This window comes from Mesorhizobium sp. 2RAF45, from assembly GCF_052115225.1.
Classification (GTDB): Bacteria; Pseudomonadota; Alphaproteobacteria; order Rhizobiales; family Rhizobiaceae; genus Mesorhizobium; species Mesorhizobium jarvisii.
On the sequence record NZ_JBFRGG010000013.1, the window covers coordinates 158,029 to 173,430 of the forward strand.

Here is a 15,402-nt window from a genome sequence, read left to right on the forward strand (position 1 = left end):
CCGGGTTTTTCAGCCGGCCTGTTTGAGCGCGGCTTTTTCGGCGCGCAATTCCTCGATCGAGCGCACGTTTCGCCGCGCAGCACCGGCCCATTCGCGGGTCTTGACCGCGGATTTCGACAGCCGCTCCTTGGCGGCCGGAACGGCATGCGCATATTGCGGCAGCCATTGAGCCTGGGCGACGACCATTTCGTCCACCATCTGCCAGACTTCCTCCGGCGTCGATACCGCACCGACCAGCGGGTCATGCAGCACGGCCAGTTTCAAGAGATCGATGTCGCCTGATACCGCGGCATGGACCGACATGCGCTGGACGTTGATCGAGGACATGCAGGTGGCCGCACAGGCCTCCGGCAGCGTGATGCCGGCGGCCATATTGATGCCGAAACGGTCGACGAAGCCGGGCGACTCGATGATGGCATCCTGCGGTAAATTGGTGATCACGCCGTCATTCCTGACGTTGAAGTGGCCACGATAGACGCGGTTGGTCTCCAGCGCCTCCAATATGTGGCTGGCATGTTCGTTGGAGCGCTTGGCCGGATCGATCGGCTTCGACGCCGCTTCGAGGAATTGCGGATACTCCGTCTCGAACCAGTTGCGGGTTTCGGTGGAGTAGCGGAGATAGCCGCCGGTCTCGCCATGGATCCAATCCGACATGTCGATCCAGCGCGTGATCTCGTCGGGGCGCTTGCGGTACCATGGCAGATATTCGGAGAGATGGCCGTTGCTCTCGGTCGAATAGACGCCGAAGCGCTTCAAGACATCGATGCGCAGCTTTTCCTGCTGCGAATAGACCGGATGCGCCTCGAAGGCGGCAACCAGCTCATCCTTGCCGATCTTGCGGCCATTCAGCCGCAAATCGATGAACCAGGTCTGGTGATTGATGCCGGAACAGACATAGTCGAGCTCGTGCCTGGACTTCGCACCAAGCACCTCGGCGATCTGCTCGGCACCATGCTGGACGCCGTGGCAGAGGCCGACCGTGTCGACCTTGCCGTACTCGATCGCCGCCCAGGTGTTCATGGCCATCGGGTTGGCATAGTTGAGGAATTTGGCGCCCGTCGCGGCGACCTCGCGTATGTCCTTGCAGAAGTCGAGGATCACCGGAATGTTGCGCTGGCCATAGAGGATACCACCGGCGCAGATCGTGTCGCCGACGCACTGGTCGATGCCATATTTCAACGGAATGCGGATATCGTCGGCATAGGCTTCCAGACCGCCGACCCGCACACAGCTGATGATATAGCGCGCGCCTTCGAGCGCCTTGCGGCGATCGGTTGTCGCGGTCACCCTGGTTGGCAACCCATTCGCCTCGACGACCTTGTCGAGAATAGCCTTGATCATCCCGAGATTGTGTTCGCTGAGGTCGGTCAGCGCGAATTCGATATCCCTGAATTCGGGCACGCACAGGATGTCGGTGAACAGTTTCTTGGTGAATCCGACACTGCCGGCACCGATGATAGCGATTTTGAAACTCATCAGCCGTACCTCATCCTATTCCAGTGACAGGCCGGGAATGACAGGGGTGGGTCGCAGCCACATGCCATGGCAGGTGTACGGGACAAGCCGGATTCCGGCCTGCCAACCTCCCTGTCCGCTCCTCGCCTGCGGATCTCTCTCGCTTTTCGAGGGGGATTATGCCCTTATTCACGAGCGCGACCAGAGAAGGATTATGCTTTCAAGGGTAATTTTGTGCTACGAGATTTGATCGCCAACGGACAGTCGATGCGCACGATCTCGCTGCCGCGCGGCCGGCAGCGCCTGCATGCCATGCCGACAAGCACCGGCTATGAGGTGCGCGAGGACGAGATCTATGACTGGGACGGACGCAAACGCGGCCAGACGCCGTTCACCGTGCTCCAGCACACGATCAGCGGCACCGGCCGGCTGCGCTACGAGAACCGCAACTATCGCCTGCAAGAGAACGACACGCTGCTGGTGCTGGTGCCGCACAACCACCGCTATTGGCTGGCGAGCGACGAGCGCTGGGAATATTTCTGGATCTCGATGAACGGCGAGGAGGCGCTGCGCATCCACAAGTCGATCCTCAGCATCTCCGGTCCGGTGTTCCGGCTTAAGCCAGCGACGATCGACCACCTTGCCGATTGCAGCCTGCGCCTCATCAAGGGGGCGGCCTCAGCGGGTGCCGCGTCCGCTATCGCCTACGAGGCGGCGATGGCGCTCTATGACGATGTCTTCGGCTCGCATGCCTTTGCCGAAAAACAGAGCGCCATGCAGCCGGTCATCGATCATATCAACGCCAATCTCGACAAACCGCTGCCGGTGGCGGACCTCGTCCAGATCAGTGGTCTCAGCCGGGCCCATTTTTCGCGCTGCTTCGCCGAGAGCGAAGGCCTGCCGCCCGCCGAGTTCGTGCTGCAGCAGCGCCTGCAGCGGGCGGCGAAGCTGTTGACCAAGGCGGACTTCCTGCCGGTGAAGGAAGTCGCCATCCTGAGCGGCTTCGAGGATGCGAATTATTTTTCGAAGGTCTTCCGCCGCCTCTACGGCACCACGCCCAGCCAGTTCCGCACCACCGGCATGTATGCCAGTCTGCGGACTCCGGCCAGGCGCGGCGTCAGGGTGTCGGACGACGAGACCTGACGCCGCTTTTTGCGGCCTGTTCTATCAGGCCGCGTGAAGGCTGCCGCCGTCCAGCCACTCGAGATCGGCCGGCGAAAGCGCGATGTCCAGCGCCCGCAGGCTGTCTTCCAACTCGCCCAGCGTGCGCGGCCCGATCAATGGAACCGACGGGAAAGGCTGGTTGAGCACATAGGCCAAAGCAACATGGATCGGGCTCTTGCGCAGGCGCGCGGCGAGCTCGATGGCGCGGTCGCGGCGGCCGAAATTGCGCTCCGAATACCATACCCGCACCAGTTCCTCGCTGTCGCGCCTGTCGCGCCCGGCGCGCTCGGTGAAGAAGCCACGGCCCTGGCTCGACCAGGCGAAATTCGGCATCTGCCTGGATGTCAGCCAGGCCTTCCAGTCGTCGGTGGACGAAGCCACACAACCCGCCCAGATCGGCTCCAGCATCTCGGCCAGCGAAAAATTGTTGGAGAGCGCGCCGGGTTTCTGCTTGCCGGCGCGCTCGGCATAGGCAATCGCCTCGTCCATGCGCTGCATCGTCCAGTTCGAGCCGCCGAACGGGCCACGGATGCGCCCGGCCTTCACCTCACGGTCCATGGCATCGACGAACTCGCCGACCGGCACATCCGGATTGTCGCGGTGCATGAAATAGATGTCGACATGGTCGGTCTGCAGGCGGTCGAGCGACTGGGCAAGCTGCTTGCCGATCACGTCGGGATAGCAGAGCGGCGAATGCGCGCCCTTGGCGATGATCACCGACTGCTCGCGCACGCCGCGGTTCTGTAACCACTGGCCAAGCAGCGTCTCGGTGTAGCCGCCGCCGTAGACAAAACCGGTGTCGAAGAGATTGCCGCCGGCCTCGAAGAAGGCATCGAGCAGGATCGAGCCCGAGGAGAAGGTGCGGAAATCCTCGAAGCCGAGCGCCACCACCGACGCCGGCTTGGCCAGGCCCGGAATGGCGCGCTTGCCGATCGCCGTGCCGCCCGACCGCAATGGCCTGCCGGAGATGGTGCTGGTGCGCAGCGGGGCCTTTTCGATCTCGTACTCCAGCCCGACGGCAGCGCGCCATCTGTCGAGCACCCGCAAGGTGCCGAGACTGTCGGCCCAATCCATGCCCGGCCAGGCGAACTCCTGCCGCCCGGCGAGGATGGCCTCGCCGGCGCCGTCGACCTCGAAGGAATAGACATGGCGCTTTTCATCGACGCTGATCGTCTCGCGCGAGCCGTCGGCGCCGATCACGTCGATCCGACCGAGGCCGACATCGCGATTTCCCCCGGCGAACCAGAAGTCCGGCACTTCGATGCGGCCCTTGGTGCCGAGGATACGCAGCACATTGTCCTGGTTCAGCGAGATGCTGCAGGAAACCTCGGCGACGATGCCGCCGGGAAAATGCAGCAGCGCCGAGGCCCATTCGTCGACGCCGGACTGGCCAAGATGAGCCGTGCCAACCACCTTGTCGGGCTCGGCAAAAGGTTGTCCCGATGCTGCCCCGGCAATCAGCCGCGCCATGGAGACGGTATAGCCGCCGACGTCCAGTATGCCGCCGCCGGCGGAATCATTGGCGTAGAGCCGATGCCGCGGCATGAAGCCCGGCATGGCGAAGCCGAAGCTGGACTTGATCATCCTGACCTCGCCGATGACGCCCGACTTGATCAGTTCCACCAGCTTCAGCGTCTGCGGGTGCAGCCGGTACATGAAGGCTTCGCCGAGAAAGGCGCCGGCCTTGCGCGCGGCATGGAACATGGCGTCAGCCTCGAAGGCGGTCAGCGCCAGCGGCTTTTCGCACAGCACGTGCTTGCCCGCTTCCGCGGCCCGGATCGCCCATTGCGCATGGCCGGGATGTGGAACCGCGATGTAGATCGCATCGATGTCGGGATCGGCTAGCAACGCTTCGTAGCCGTCGACGATGCGGGCGCCGGGAAAATTCCCGGCGAGGCTCGGCTTGCTCGGATTGCGCGCGCCGATGGCGACCAGTTTTCCGGTGCGCGAAGCGGCCACGCCGCCGGCGAAGGCCTGGGCGATGCTGCCCGGGCCGAGAATGCCCCAGCGAATGGGCGTGGTTGCGGTCATTGTCATTCTCCTTGAAGGCTGGAAGGGGGCGGCCGGTCAGCGCAGCCGCAGCCCTTTTTCGTCGAACAGGTAGGATTTGCGGATGGAAACGGTGACTTCGGAGGTTGTGGGAACCTTCGCCGCGTCGCGCTGGATCACCACGTCTTCGCCATGGGCCGTTCGGGCGTAGAGGAAGCTCGTGCCGCCGAGATGCTCGACCACGTCGATGGCGACGACAAGGTCGGTGTCGCCTTCCCCGGCGCTGCCGAAATGTTCGGGCCGCACGCCGACGATGACCTTGCTGCCCACTTCTGGCGCGGCGCCGGCCAATGGCTGGGTGATACGGGTCTTCTCCTGGCCCGCCAGTTCGACCACGACGCCACGCGCATCCTGCCCGACGATTTGCGCCTTGATGAAGTTCATCTTCGGCGAGCCGACAAACCCGGCCACGAACAGATTGTCGGGATCGTCATAGAGATCGAGCGGTCGGCCGATCTGCTCGATATGGCCGGCGCGCAGCACGACGATCCGGTCGGCGAGCGTCATCGCTTCGGTCTGGTCGTGCGTGACGTAGATCATGGTGGCGCCGAGTTCCTTGTGCAGGCGCGAGATCTCGACCCGCATCTGGACGCGCAGTTCGGCGTCGAGATTGGAGAGCGGCTCGTCGAACAGGAACACTTGCGGCTCGCGCACGATGGCGCGGCCGATGGCGACGCGCTGACGCTGGCCGCCGGAGAGTTTCCTCGGGCGCCGGTCCATCAATTCGCTGATGCGCAGGATCTCGGCCGCGCGCTTCACCCGCCGGTCGGTGTCGGCCTTGGGGTTGCCGGTCATGCGCAGCCCGAAGGAGAGATTTTGCTCGACGCTCATATGCGGATAGAGCGCGTAGGACTGGAACACCATGGCGATGCCTCGATCGGCCGGCTCGACATCGTTGACCAGTTTGCCGCCGATGGCAATCTCGCCGCCGCTGATGTCCTCGAGCCCGGCGATCATCCTGAGCAGGGTCGACTTGCCGCAGCCGGACGGGCCGACGAAGACGACGAACTCACCGTGCTTGATGTCGATGTAGGCGCCATGGACGACTTCGAAGGCGCCGAAGCGCTTGACCACATTGCTCAGCGTAACGGTTGCCATGCTGCCTCTTACTTGACTGCGCCGGCGGCGATGCCGGCGATGAAATGACGCTGCAGGAGCACGAAGACGATCAGCATCGGCACGGTGAGCATCACGGCGCCCGCCATGATGCCGCCCCACGACACTTTGGTGAGGCCGATCAGGGTGCCGAGCGCCACCGGCGCTGTCATCGAACCGGGCTGGCTGTTGATCAAAAGCGGCCAGAGGTAATTGTTCCAGGAGGCGAGGAACAGGATGATGGCGAGTGCGGCCAGCATCGGCCGCGCCAGAGGCAGCGCGACGAAGAGGAAGATGCGCCACTCCTTCACACCTTCGACGCGGGCGGCGTCGAAGAGGTCGTCCGGCATCATCGAAAAACTTTGCCGCATGAACAGCACACCGAGTGAATTGAACAGCGGCGGCACGATCAGCGCCACCCAGGTGTTGGCGAGCTGGAAGTCGCGCGCCACCATGATGAATTGCGGGATCAGCACCACCGCATAGGGCAGCGTGATGGTGCCGAAGATGATGCCGACGACCACGCCTTTGCCGGAGAACTGGTAGCGCGCCAGCGCCCAGCCGGCCATCGACGTCAACAGCACCGACAGGAAGGTGTAGGTCACCGCCACCGAGACGGAGATGCCGATGGCGCCGACGAAATTGGTGTCGCGCTGCAGATTGTTGAAATTGTCGACGAAATTGCCGTGCGGCAAGAGCTCGATGCCGGGGCTGAAGATGCCGTTGTCGGGCATCGTCGAGAACACCACCATCATCCACAGCGGGAACAGCCAGATCAGCGCCAGCGGTGTGAGGAAAAGATGCAGCGCGATGCTGCGCCTCAGGCGGGCGGAGGAGAGCGAACTCATTGCTTTTCCCTCGTCAGCCACAGCTGCACCAGCGTGATCGCGATCGCCAGCGCCGCCATGGTGTAGGCGACGGCCGAGGCATAGCCGAAATTGAGCGACCGGAACCCCTGGCGGTAGAGCAGCAGGCCGAGCGTCTCGGTGCCGCCGCCCGGCCCGCCGCGCTCGGTGATCAGGAAGGGCTCGGTGAACAATTGCATGGTGCCGATGATCGACAGCACCAGGCAAAACACGATGACCGGCTTCAACAGCGGCAAGGTGATGTGGAAGAACTGCTTGAGCTTGCTGACGCGGTCGAGCGTCGCCGCCTCGTAGACATCCTCGGGGATGGATTGCATGCCGGCCAGAAGGATGATGGCGTTGTAGCCGGCCCAGCGCCAGGTGACAGCGATCATGATCAGCGCCATGGCCGGCGTGACATTGGAGAACCAGTCGATCTTGGGCAGCCCGATGCTGTTCAGGAGCTTGTTGACGATGCCGAAATCGAGGCTGAACATCAGCCGGAACACCGCCGAATAGGCGACCTCACCGACCACCACCGGGGCGAAGAAGGCGAAGCGATAGAGGCCCCTCGCCTTGAGGAGCGGCGAATTCAAAAGCACGGCCATCACCATGGCCAGCGCGATCATCACCGGCACCTGGATGACGAGGATGAGCAGCGTGTTCTTCAGCGCGTTGAAGAAGGCCGGATCGCCGATCAGACGGCCCCAGTTGAAGCCCGGCGCGAAACGCCAGGGCACGGTGCGTGTCGCCTGGAAGGAGATCATGAACGACGAGATGATCGGCCACACCCAGAAGACGGAGAAGATCAGCAGATAAGGCGCCAGGAAACGATAGGCCGTGGCGTTGCGGTTGCGCATCCTGCTCCTCCTCCTTCATATCCGGTGTTTCAGCCAAGCTCGCAGGCGACAGGGTCCGGGCGGCAAGAGTCGTCCCGGACCCCATCCCTGGGAGGTTATGACTTGACCGGCAGTCCGGTCGCCGCGGCGATCTGTTTTGCCGCATCGTCGAGTGCCGCCTTGGCGTCGGGATAGCCGCCGGCCAGATATTTGGTCTGCACCGCGCGGACGATGATTTCGGCATCGCTCTGGAACTGCGTGCCGCGGCTGGGGACGACCTTGGGCAAGGTACCCAGAATATCCTTCCACACCGCCTGGCCACCCCAATAGGGCAGGCCTTGGCTGACATAAGGATCATCCAGCGCCGAGACCAGCGAAGGGACGAGGCCGAACTCCTTCAGCATGGTGATCTGGCCTTCATTGGTTCCGAGCGTGTATTTCAGATACTCGTAGGCCGCTTCCTTGTTCTTCGAGGCCGAGGTGATGGCCAGCGACGAGCCGCCGAGATTGGCGGCGCGCGGACCGTCGGCGGTTAGGCTCGGCATCAGATAGACGCCCCATTTGCCGTTCTCGCCGGCCGATTCTGTGCGGATGGTGCCTTCATACCAGCCGCCATAGACTTGGGTGGCGACGGTGCCCGCCGTGTTGTTGGTGATCTTGGTGCCCCAGTCGGCGGACGAGACGATGCCGGCGTCCTTCATCTCCTTGACCTTGGTCATGGCGTCGACGCATTTGGGTTCGCTGACCGTGATCGACTGGCCGTCCTCGGCGAAATAGGCGCAGCCCTGCTCGTTGGAGATCATGCGGAAGAATTCACTGTCGCCGTTGAAATCGGCATTGGTCATCGAGACGCCCGGATTGGCCGCCTGGATCTTCTTGCCGGCGGCGATGAAATCGTCCCAGGTCTTGATCGATGCCGGATCGACGCCGGCCTTCTCGTAGAAGTCGCGGCGATAGAAGGCGGCGACGGGCCCGGAATCCCACGGCATGGCATAGGCCTTGTCGCCGACCTCAAGTTCGGTGCGTTTGAAATCGGGGAATTTCTTCTGGTCCTCGGCACTGTAGCCCAGCGTATGCAGGTCGACGAAGCAGTCGGGGAACTGGCTCCAGTAATTCTCGGCTTCGCCGTTCTCGATGGTGACGATGTCGGGCAGACCGACGCCGCCGGCCGCACAGCCGGCGATCGACTTGTCGTAGGTCGGCTGGTTGCCGAGATCCTGAACCGTGACCTTGATGTCGGGATGCAGCTTGTTGAAGCCGGCAACCGTCGCCTTCAGCGACGAAGCGGCGACATTCCAGCTCCAGATGGTGATTTCGCCGGACTGCGCAAAGGCCGGGGCTGAGCCCAGGGCAAGCGCGAGCGCGGCGCAAGTCAGTGTGATGCGCATTGAAATCCTCCCATTTCATTTGCTCTCTCTGCGAGCGTGGCTACACTATTCGGCGCGGAAGGCTTGTCGCCGACAAAGGGAATACGGAATTGGCGGAAAGTAAGATGCCGGAACGGCCGTTTTACCAGCCGGGGGCCAGCAGCGTGGAAGGCCTGCCGCTGCTCCTGCAGATGTTTCACACCGCTCCGCTGGTGATGCTCAAGCCGCACTGGCATGCCCAGGTCGAGGTGAATTTCATCGTGCGCGGCAGCGTGCACTACCGCATGAACGAGCACGAAATCTCACTTTCGGCCGGCGAGATGTGCTTCTTCTGGGGCGGCCTGCCGCACCAGATGGACGATCTCAGCGACGACGCCATCTATGCCGGCGCGCATCTGCCGCTGGTGCATTTCTTCCGGCTGCATCTGCCGGCGGACGTGCGCCACCGGCTGATGACGGGCGCGACGCTGGTGACCAGCGCCACCGACCAATCCGACAACGACAATTTCGCCCGCTGGAACCGCTATGCCCGCTCGGGCGATCCGGCCAAGGCCGAACACGCCGTCAACGAGCTTCTGCTGCGGCTGGAGCGGGTGCGGTTCGAACCCTACAGGCTGGTGCCAGAGACGGCGGCCGGGCAGGAAGCCGGCAGTGCGTTCGACCAGCAATCCTCGCGCAATGTCGGGCGCATGTGCGATTTCATCGCCGAGAATTTCCTCTACGACATCGATTGCATGAACATAGCGGCGGCGGCCGATATCCATCCCAAATACGCCATGAGCCTGTTCAAGAAATCGACCGGCATGACGCTCAACGAATATGTCAACCTTTTGCGGCTGAGCTACGCGCAGGCGCTTCTGATGCATCAGGATGCCAATGTGCTGCGCGTCGCCATGGACTCCGGTTTCGGCTCGCTCAGCGCCTTCAACAAGTCCTTCCGCAAGCTGGCCGGCATGACCCCCTCCGACTTCCGCAAAGGCGTGGCCGGCGCCAGGTAGGGCGACAGCTCGTTGCCCCCCCGCGGCATCTCCACCGTCGGCTAACGACGGATCCCGGCGGTTGCAGCGCGGCATGGCGGCGCTAGGACAGAGGCCAAAGGGCAGAAGGAGGCCAGCCCGCGCGCCATTGCGGTTGTGAAAGCGCCTGAGGAAGCCGGCCTTTCCACAGCCTCGCTTTTCCTGCCGGAAATCGCCACCTAGGCGCTGGACAGGCTAAATTCCCGTGCTATAACCCACGCGCTTTCAAGGGGCGCCCCACGGCGCCTTCATGAAATCCGGTTCACGCGTTTTCGTTTGCCGGAACAGGCCCAGATAGCTCAGTTGGTAGAGCAGCGGACTGAAAATCCGCGTGTCGGTGGTTCGAATCCGCCTCTGGGCACCATTTCCTTTTCCCATCGCTTCTCATAGCATCCCGCTAGTCAACAAAATCAATAAGTTGGCTTTTCTTAGCTGCTCATACCGACCCGCCGCGTACCGTTGCAACGCATCGGTTTGTGGGTAACGATCCGGACGTTACCCATACCTGGGAGGTCTGTTACCCATGTCGCTCTCCGACTTCGCCTGTAAGAACGCCAAGCCCCGAGGCAAGCCGTATCGCCTTGCTGATGGCGACGGGCTCTATCTCCTCGTCCGGAACAACGGCTCCAAACTCTGGCAATTGCGGTACCGCTACCTAGAGAAGGAAAACATCCTCTCCTTTGGAAAATACCCGTTGGTGTCCCTTCTCGACGCGAGAGGGAAGCGCGACGACGCCAAGAGGCTGCTGATCGCCGGCATCAACCCCTCCACCAAACGCAAGGAGGAGAAGGATGCGGCCATCACGGAAGCCCGCACCACCTTCGGCCTGATCGCCGAGGACTATATCACGCGGATGGAGGAACGGGACGCTGCGGCGGCTACCGTCACCAAAACCAAATGGCTCCTCGAAGACCTAGCCAGCCCAATCGCCAGGCGCCCGATCAGAGAGATCACTCCAGCCGAAATTTTCCAGCTCCTCCAGAAGATCGAAAAGAGTGGTCGAAGAGAAACAGCGCGACGTTTACGCGGCGTGATCGGCAGCGTCTTTCGGCTGGCCATCGTCACCTTACGGGCGGAAACAGACCCGACTCTTCACCTGCGAGGCGCTCTCCAACCGCCGAAAGTCAACGGTCGTGCCGCGATCATCGATCAAAGGAAATTCGGCCAGCTCCTCATGACGATCGATGAGTACGACGGCTGGCCAACCATCAAAGCCGCCCTCCAGGTCCTCGCCCTGACCTGTGTCCGTCCCGGCGAGGTACGGGGCGCCATGCGCGACGAGTTCAATCTAAAGAACGCCGTCTGGCATATTCCAGCCGAGCGCATGAAGATGCGTGCTCCGCACGACGTGCCGCTATCCAAACAGGCGCTTTTGGTCTTGGACGAGGTCTGGCCGCTCTCCGAGGACGGCGGCTTGGTCTTTCCTTCGATCCGCTCGACAAAGCGGCCGCTTTCCGAAAACGCCATGAATGCCGCGCTGCGGCGTATGGGCTACGGAAAGGACGAAGTGACCGCCCATGGTTTCCGGGTGACCGCCAGCACCATCCTCAACGCCCGCAACTACGATCCGGACGTCATTGAGGCGGTCCTGGCGCACCAGGACACGAACGCCATCCGGCGAACCTACAACCGAGCGACCTATTGGGAGCAGCGGGTCACAATGATGCAGGAGTGGGGGGATTTACTAGATACCCTAAAAGCGGGCCGCTAGTCGTACGCACATTCCACGTTCCGATCGCTGCTTTCCACGTTAGCGCGGTCGCTGTCGATATAGCCAGTTGAGCCGTTCACGCGAGCGCCTTCAAGGCCGCGACGAGCTTGGCTGCCTCCTCCCAATGCCGTGCAACATCTGCGCGGGTGGCAGCGCGTGTGACCGGTAGGCCGGCAGGTCGCCAGCAATCGCCTTCAGGTCGCGCAAAACGGACGCGATGTGCGGCCATGGGAAATCCGTCGGGTCGCCAATCTCCCGGTCGGCGCCGACAATCATTTCTAGCTTTGCAACGATTCCCGCGAACGAGAGTGCCGTAACCTTGGGGATCGCATCCTGAAATCGTAGCGCCTCGGTCATCGCAAACACCTCGGCCTCCCGAGCGATCGCGTATTCCGACCCCGGACCCGATGCGGCGACCGTTGCTTGCCGCGCTTTCACTTCTCCGGCGGACAGTACCGGAATTCCGGGATTGACCATCGTTTGCGTCTCCACCCGCTGCTGCACCCGACACAGCACGAGCGACACGTGCCGAGCGCGGTGCCAGTCGTTCCACAAATTCAAAGCAGGATCGGGAGAGCTGCCGCTAGATATTGCAATTTGGCGAAAACCATTCATTTCGGATGACCATTTGCGTTGACGACAGGGTTCCACTCCATAGCATACTGAATGACGAATAGGAATTATCGTTCCTGGAATGATCGTTCCATTCCCGAGTTATCTCTTGGGATCAACATCAAGGAAACCTTGGCTATCAATTTACGGCGGGCCAGAAGCAGCCGACATCTAACGCAAGAGGAATTGGCCGAGCGATCAGGTCTGAGCGCGCGCTACATTGGAGCGATTGAACGCGCTAGTGTATCGGCCAGTGTCACGGTTCTCGGCCGAATTGCGGACGCGCTCGGGATGGAGCCAGAGGCACTGATCCGCACGTCGAAGAACGGGTGTTGAGGCGCGAAGCCGCTGTTCGGCATCAGCGAACCAACGGCAGTTTCTTGGATCGCACATCTCCATCTTCGACCAACCAAGATGAGCCCGAAGCCGACGCGCACCGCCGCCCGCTCGATACGGTGTTGCATAAAGGGGCGCCCGCATGCGGCCATGCACACGCCCTACCGTAACGCTAATGAAATCAAGCGCGTTAACCGTTCATCCGTTTGTATGTTGACGCTTACTCTTCATATCCGTTAAGAATGTGTTAATATAAGTATCTCCTAAAAAAACCATCCTGATCGTCAATCAGGGAGTGGGCGTTCTGGGGGACTAAAAGGGAACGTAGCGCGGCTGGCAGAGTCGTCGCGGGCTACATTTTGAGCGATCACTACATGTGGACGGGCATGTCGCTGTCTGGCTGATCGCGCGACTATGTCCTTCTGCGCTCGGACTATGCAGTGAAATAGCCGTCTGCCAGAATTGGCATGTTGATCGTCGTTTTAGATGGAGAGTGGCTAATCTTTGAATGCGGGAGTGAAATAGATGTGGGGGCATCTGTAACTGTACCAGAGTAAAATGGGTGGGGTTGAATGGCATCTTCTCAAATTACACGCCAGTGGAACGGCGATACCGCTTTCCAATTCAACGCAGGCTGGGGACGGCATCTTCAGTTGCCGACGATACGATCATCCTCTTTTTGCCCCCCCCCGGTCCGCTATTTCTCTCGCCCAGCTAACCGACGATTTGGGCGAAAACCCGAAGACACCTTGTCCATCAATGACGGTTTTTCCGCCTCGACCGATACAGACAAACCCGCGGTTGTCGATCGTGAAAATCCGGTCGGCACCAATCTATGTCCGATGCCTCCGCGAGCTTGGCCGGCTCGCGTCGGCGCAAATGTCATTGGTCTAAATGCGAGCTCATTTGATCCCGGCGCTCTCGCCGCGGTCCGTCCCTGGCCGGCCATCGCAAGCCACTCGTACTGGATTTCCTTTGAACAGCGACGTTGCGGGCCAACGGGCATTGACGCGTCCGGTCGACGTTGAATGCATCCGCATAAATACCTGCGCTTCGGGCAAGCGCTCCACGGGCACTAGGGGAAGGGAACTGTTATGGGTGGGTCGACAACGTCTTTTTCGAATACGCCGCAGGCGGTGGATGATTTCTTTACCAGCGTTTTTACCGGGCTAACCGAAGACAGTTTCGGGACCGTTTTCCTCAATGTAATGGCCAATGATCTAGGCGGAAACGCCAAATCACTGTGGTCGGTCGATAACGGCACGAACAACACTGGCGCGATGAGCGGCTACATCGCAGCTGATTTGTTGACGCAGGACTTGGGGCGCATTGAATCCGCGAGTTCCGATACGAGTGCCAACGGCGCAAAGATCTGGATTACGGCCGACGGGAAGGTGGGATACGATACAGCGTACCTGTCGGCTGCTTTCAGGGCGCAGTTGCAAGGGTTGAACGCTGGCCAGTATTTGACGGATACCTTCATCTACTCCATCCGGCTCGGCAACGGGACGCTCAGTTGGGCAACCGCGACCATTCAGTTCGCCGGGATCAACGATGCGCCGGTACTGAGCGACACAAGCGATCCGGCGGCGGTGCTTGAACTGACCAATGCCTCGGCCCAGAACCTGGCCGCGATCACGGGAACTTTCTCGGTCAGCGATCTCGACGTCGGCAACGCGCTGCATGCGTCGGTGGTGGGCAGCCCGGTGGTGCAGCTCAATGGCAGTCCGTTCTCGTTGCCCGCCGGGGCAGCCGCGCTGATCGCCAGTGGCGCGTTCACGCTGACGGACACAACCTCCAACGGTGGCGCGGCCAACATTGGCTACAGCTACGATCCGACCGCCGCCAACCTCGATTTCCTGCGCGCCGGCCAGAACCTGACCATCACCTACACGGTGCAGGTCAATGACGGCACGACCAACTCCGGCACGCAGAATGTCACCTTCACCATCACGGGCACCAACGATGCTCCGGTATTGAGCGACACAAGCGATCCGGCGGCGGTGCTTGAACTGACCAATGCCTCGGCCCAGAACCTGGCGGCGATCACGGGCAATTTCTCGGTGAGCGATCTCGACGTCGGCGACACGCTGCATGCGTCGGTGGTGGGCAGCCCGGTGGTGCAGCTCAATGGCAGTCCGTTCTCGTTGCCCGCCGGGGCAGCCGCGCTGACCGCCAGTGGCGCGTTCACGCTGACGGACACAACCTCCAACGGTGGCGCGGCCAACATCGGCTACAGCTACGATCCGACCGCCGCCAACCTCGATTTCCTGCGCGCCGGCCAGAACCTGACCATCACCTACACGGTGCAGGTCAATGACGGCACGACCAACTCCGGCATCCAGAATGTCACCATCACCATCACGGGCACCAACGATGCTCCGGTATTGAGCGACACGAGCGATCCGGCGGCGGTGCTTGAACTGACCAATGCCTCGGCCCAGAACCTGGCCGCGATCACGGGCAATTTCTCGGTGAGCGATCTCGACGTTGGCGACACGCTGCATGCGTCGGTGGTGGGCAGCCCGGTGGTGCAGCTCAATGGCAGTCCGTTCTCGTTGCCCGCCGGGGCAGCCGCGCTGATTGCCGCCGGCGCGTTCACGCTGACGGACACAACCTCCAACGGTGGCGCGGCCAACATCGGCTACAGCTACGATCCGACCGCCGCCAACCTCGATTTCCTGGGCGTCGGCCAGAACCTGACCATCACCTACACGGTGCAGGTCAATGACGGCACGACCAACTCCGGCACGCAGAATGTCACCGTCACCATCACCGGCACCAACGACGCGCCCGTGATCACCGCCCAGGATCTGATCGGCGCGGTCACCGAGCAGGTCGCCCCGGCCGGCAACCTCAGCGACAGCGGCGTCATCACCTTCACCGACGTCGACCTCACCGACGTGCACCTGG

The 15,402-nt window shown here is 61.9% G+C and carries 12 protein-coding genes and 1 tRNA gene; 6 read left to right on the forward strand and 7 right to left on the reverse strand.

Annotation, left to right across the window (positions count from 1 at the left end; translation table 11 throughout):
• Positions 1-9: 9 nt before the first annotated feature.
• Positions 10-1,476, reverse strand: coding sequence for an alpha-glucosidase/alpha-galactosidase (locus AB4Z43_RS26845; protein ID WP_019860416.1), 1,467 nt, complete (start codon positions 1,474-1,476; stop codon positions 10-12).
• 66 nt (positions 1,477-1,542) lie between these two features.
• On the opposite strand from AB4Z43_RS26845, the gene AB4Z43_RS26850 reads away from it, so the two are divergent.
• Positions 1,543-2,598, forward strand: coding sequence for an AraC family transcriptional regulator (locus AB4Z43_RS26850; protein ID WP_019860418.1), 1,056 nt, complete (start codon positions 1,543-1,545; stop codon positions 2,596-2,598).
• Between the two features lie 24 nt (positions 2,599-2,622).
• Here the strand turns inward: AB4Z43_RS26850 and AB4Z43_RS26855 are convergent, their stop codons facing one another.
• The 5 genes from AB4Z43_RS26855 to AB4Z43_RS26875 form a co-directional block, all read right to left on the reverse strand.
• Positions 2,623-4,650, reverse strand: a complete 2,028-nt coding sequence (locus AB4Z43_RS26855; RefSeq protein ID WP_441939652.1) for an aldo/keto reductase — start codon at positions 4,648-4,650, stop codon at positions 2,623-2,625.
• A 36-nt stretch (positions 4,651-4,686) separates the two neighbouring features.
• The gene (locus AB4Z43_RS26860; RefSeq protein ID WP_441939654.1) at positions 4,687-5,766 is read right to left on the reverse strand and encodes an ABC transporter ATP-binding protein; all 1,080 of its coding nucleotides are present in this window, start codon (positions 5,764-5,766) and stop codon (positions 4,687-4,689) included.
• Positions 5,767-5,774: 8 nt separating this feature from the next.
• Positions 5,775-6,611: a carbohydrate ABC transporter permease gene (locus AB4Z43_RS26865; RefSeq protein WP_441939656.1), complete on the reverse strand. Its 837-nt coding sequence runs from the start codon at positions 6,609-6,611 to the stop codon at positions 5,775-5,777.
• Positions 6,608-7,468 carry a carbohydrate ABC transporter permease gene (locus AB4Z43_RS26870; protein ID WP_038644534.1) on the reverse strand — a complete coding sequence of 287 codons (861 nt, stop codon included), beginning with the start codon at positions 7,466-7,468 and terminating at the stop codon, positions 6,608-6,610. Before AB4Z43_RS26870 ends, AB4Z43_RS26865 begins: the two co-directional genes overlap by 4 nt.
• A 95-nt stretch (positions 7,469-7,563) precedes the next feature.
• Positions 7,564-8,835, reverse strand: a complete 1,272-nt coding sequence (locus AB4Z43_RS26875) for an ABC transporter substrate-binding protein (protein ID WP_038644532.1) — start codon at positions 8,833-8,835, stop codon at positions 7,564-7,566.
• Positions 8,836-8,939: 104 nt separating this feature from the next.
• Between AB4Z43_RS26875 and AB4Z43_RS26880 the strand changes: the two genes are divergently transcribed.
• From AB4Z43_RS26880 to AB4Z43_RS26890, 3 genes are all read left to right on the forward strand, one after another.
• Complete coding sequence (locus AB4Z43_RS26880; protein WP_064980434.1) at positions 8,940-9,812, forward strand: helix-turn-helix domain-containing protein; 873 nt, start codon at positions 8,940-8,942, stop codon at positions 9,810-9,812.
• Positions 9,813-10,118: 306 nt separating this feature from the next.
• Positions 10,119-10,194: transfer RNA gene (locus AB4Z43_RS26885), tRNA-Phe, on the forward strand.
• A gap of 159 nt (positions 10,195-10,353) precedes the next feature.
• Complete coding sequence (locus tag AB4Z43_RS26890) at positions 10,354-11,541, forward strand: tyrosine-type recombinase/integrase (protein ID WP_441939659.1); 1,188 nt, start codon at positions 10,354-10,356, stop codon at positions 11,539-11,541.
• Positions 11,542-11,631: 90 nt separating this feature from the next.
• Here the strand turns inward: AB4Z43_RS26890 and AB4Z43_RS26895 are convergent, their stop codons facing one another.
• The gene (locus AB4Z43_RS26895) at positions 11,632-12,156 is read right to left on the reverse strand and encodes a hypothetical protein (protein ID WP_441939660.1); all 525 of its coding nucleotides are present in this window, start codon (positions 12,154-12,156) and stop codon (positions 11,632-11,634) included.
• Positions 12,157-12,267: 111 nt separating this feature from the next.
• On the opposite strand from AB4Z43_RS26895, the gene AB4Z43_RS26900 reads away from it, so the two are divergent.
• Both AB4Z43_RS26900 and AB4Z43_RS26905 read left to right on the forward strand, forming a co-directional pair.
• On the forward strand, positions 12,268-12,489 hold the full coding sequence (locus AB4Z43_RS26900; RefSeq protein ID WP_441939672.1) for a helix-turn-helix domain-containing protein: 222 nt from the start codon (positions 12,268-12,270) through the stop codon (positions 12,487-12,489).
• Positions 12,490-13,583: 1,094 nt separating this feature from the next.
• On the forward strand, positions 13,584-15,402 hold a 1,819-nt coding region (locus AB4Z43_RS26905), incomplete at its 3' end, for a beta strand repeat-containing protein (RefSeq protein ID WP_441939662.1).

Bases quoted from the DNA above. Each gene is read 5' to 3' on its own strand.
- AB4Z43_RS26880 (WP_064980434.1), top strand. From the start codon at position 8,940: ATGCCGGAACGGCCGTTTTACCAGCCGGGGGCCAGCAGCGTGGAAGGC.
- AB4Z43_RS26895 (WP_441939660.1), bottom strand. From the start codon at position 12,156: ATGAATGGTTTTCGCCAAATTGCAATATCTAGCGGCAGCTCTCCCGAT.
- AB4Z43_RS26865 (WP_441939656.1), bottom strand. From the start codon at position 6,611: ATGAGTTCGCTCTCCTCCGCCCGCCTGAGGCGCAGCATCGCGCTGCAT.
- AB4Z43_RS26875 (WP_038644532.1), bottom strand. From the start codon at position 8,835: ATGCGCATCACACTGACTTGCGCCGCGCTCGCGCTTGCCCTGGGCTCA.
- AB4Z43_RS26860 (WP_441939654.1), bottom strand. From the start codon at position 5,766: ATGGCAACCGTTACGCTGAGCAATGTGGTCAAGCGCTTCGGCGCCTTC.
- AB4Z43_RS26870 (WP_038644534.1), bottom strand. From the start codon at position 7,468: ATGCGCAACCGCAACGCCACGGCCTATCGTTTCCTGGCGCCTTATCTG.
- AB4Z43_RS26890 (WP_441939659.1), top strand. From the start codon at position 10,354: ATGTCGCTCTCCGACTTCGCCTGTAAGAACGCCAAGCCCCGAGGCAAG.
- AB4Z43_RS26845 (WP_019860416.1), bottom strand. From the start codon at position 1,476: ATGAGTTTCAAAATCGCTATCATCGGTGCCGGCAGTGTCGGATTCACC.
- AB4Z43_RS26850 (WP_019860418.1), top strand. From the start codon at position 1,543: ATGGCAGGTGTACGGGACAAGCCGGATTCCGGCCTGCCAACCTCCCTG.
- AB4Z43_RS26855 (WP_441939652.1), bottom strand. From the start codon at position 4,650: ATGACCGCAACCACGCCCATTCGCTGGGGCATTCTCGGCCCGGGCAGC.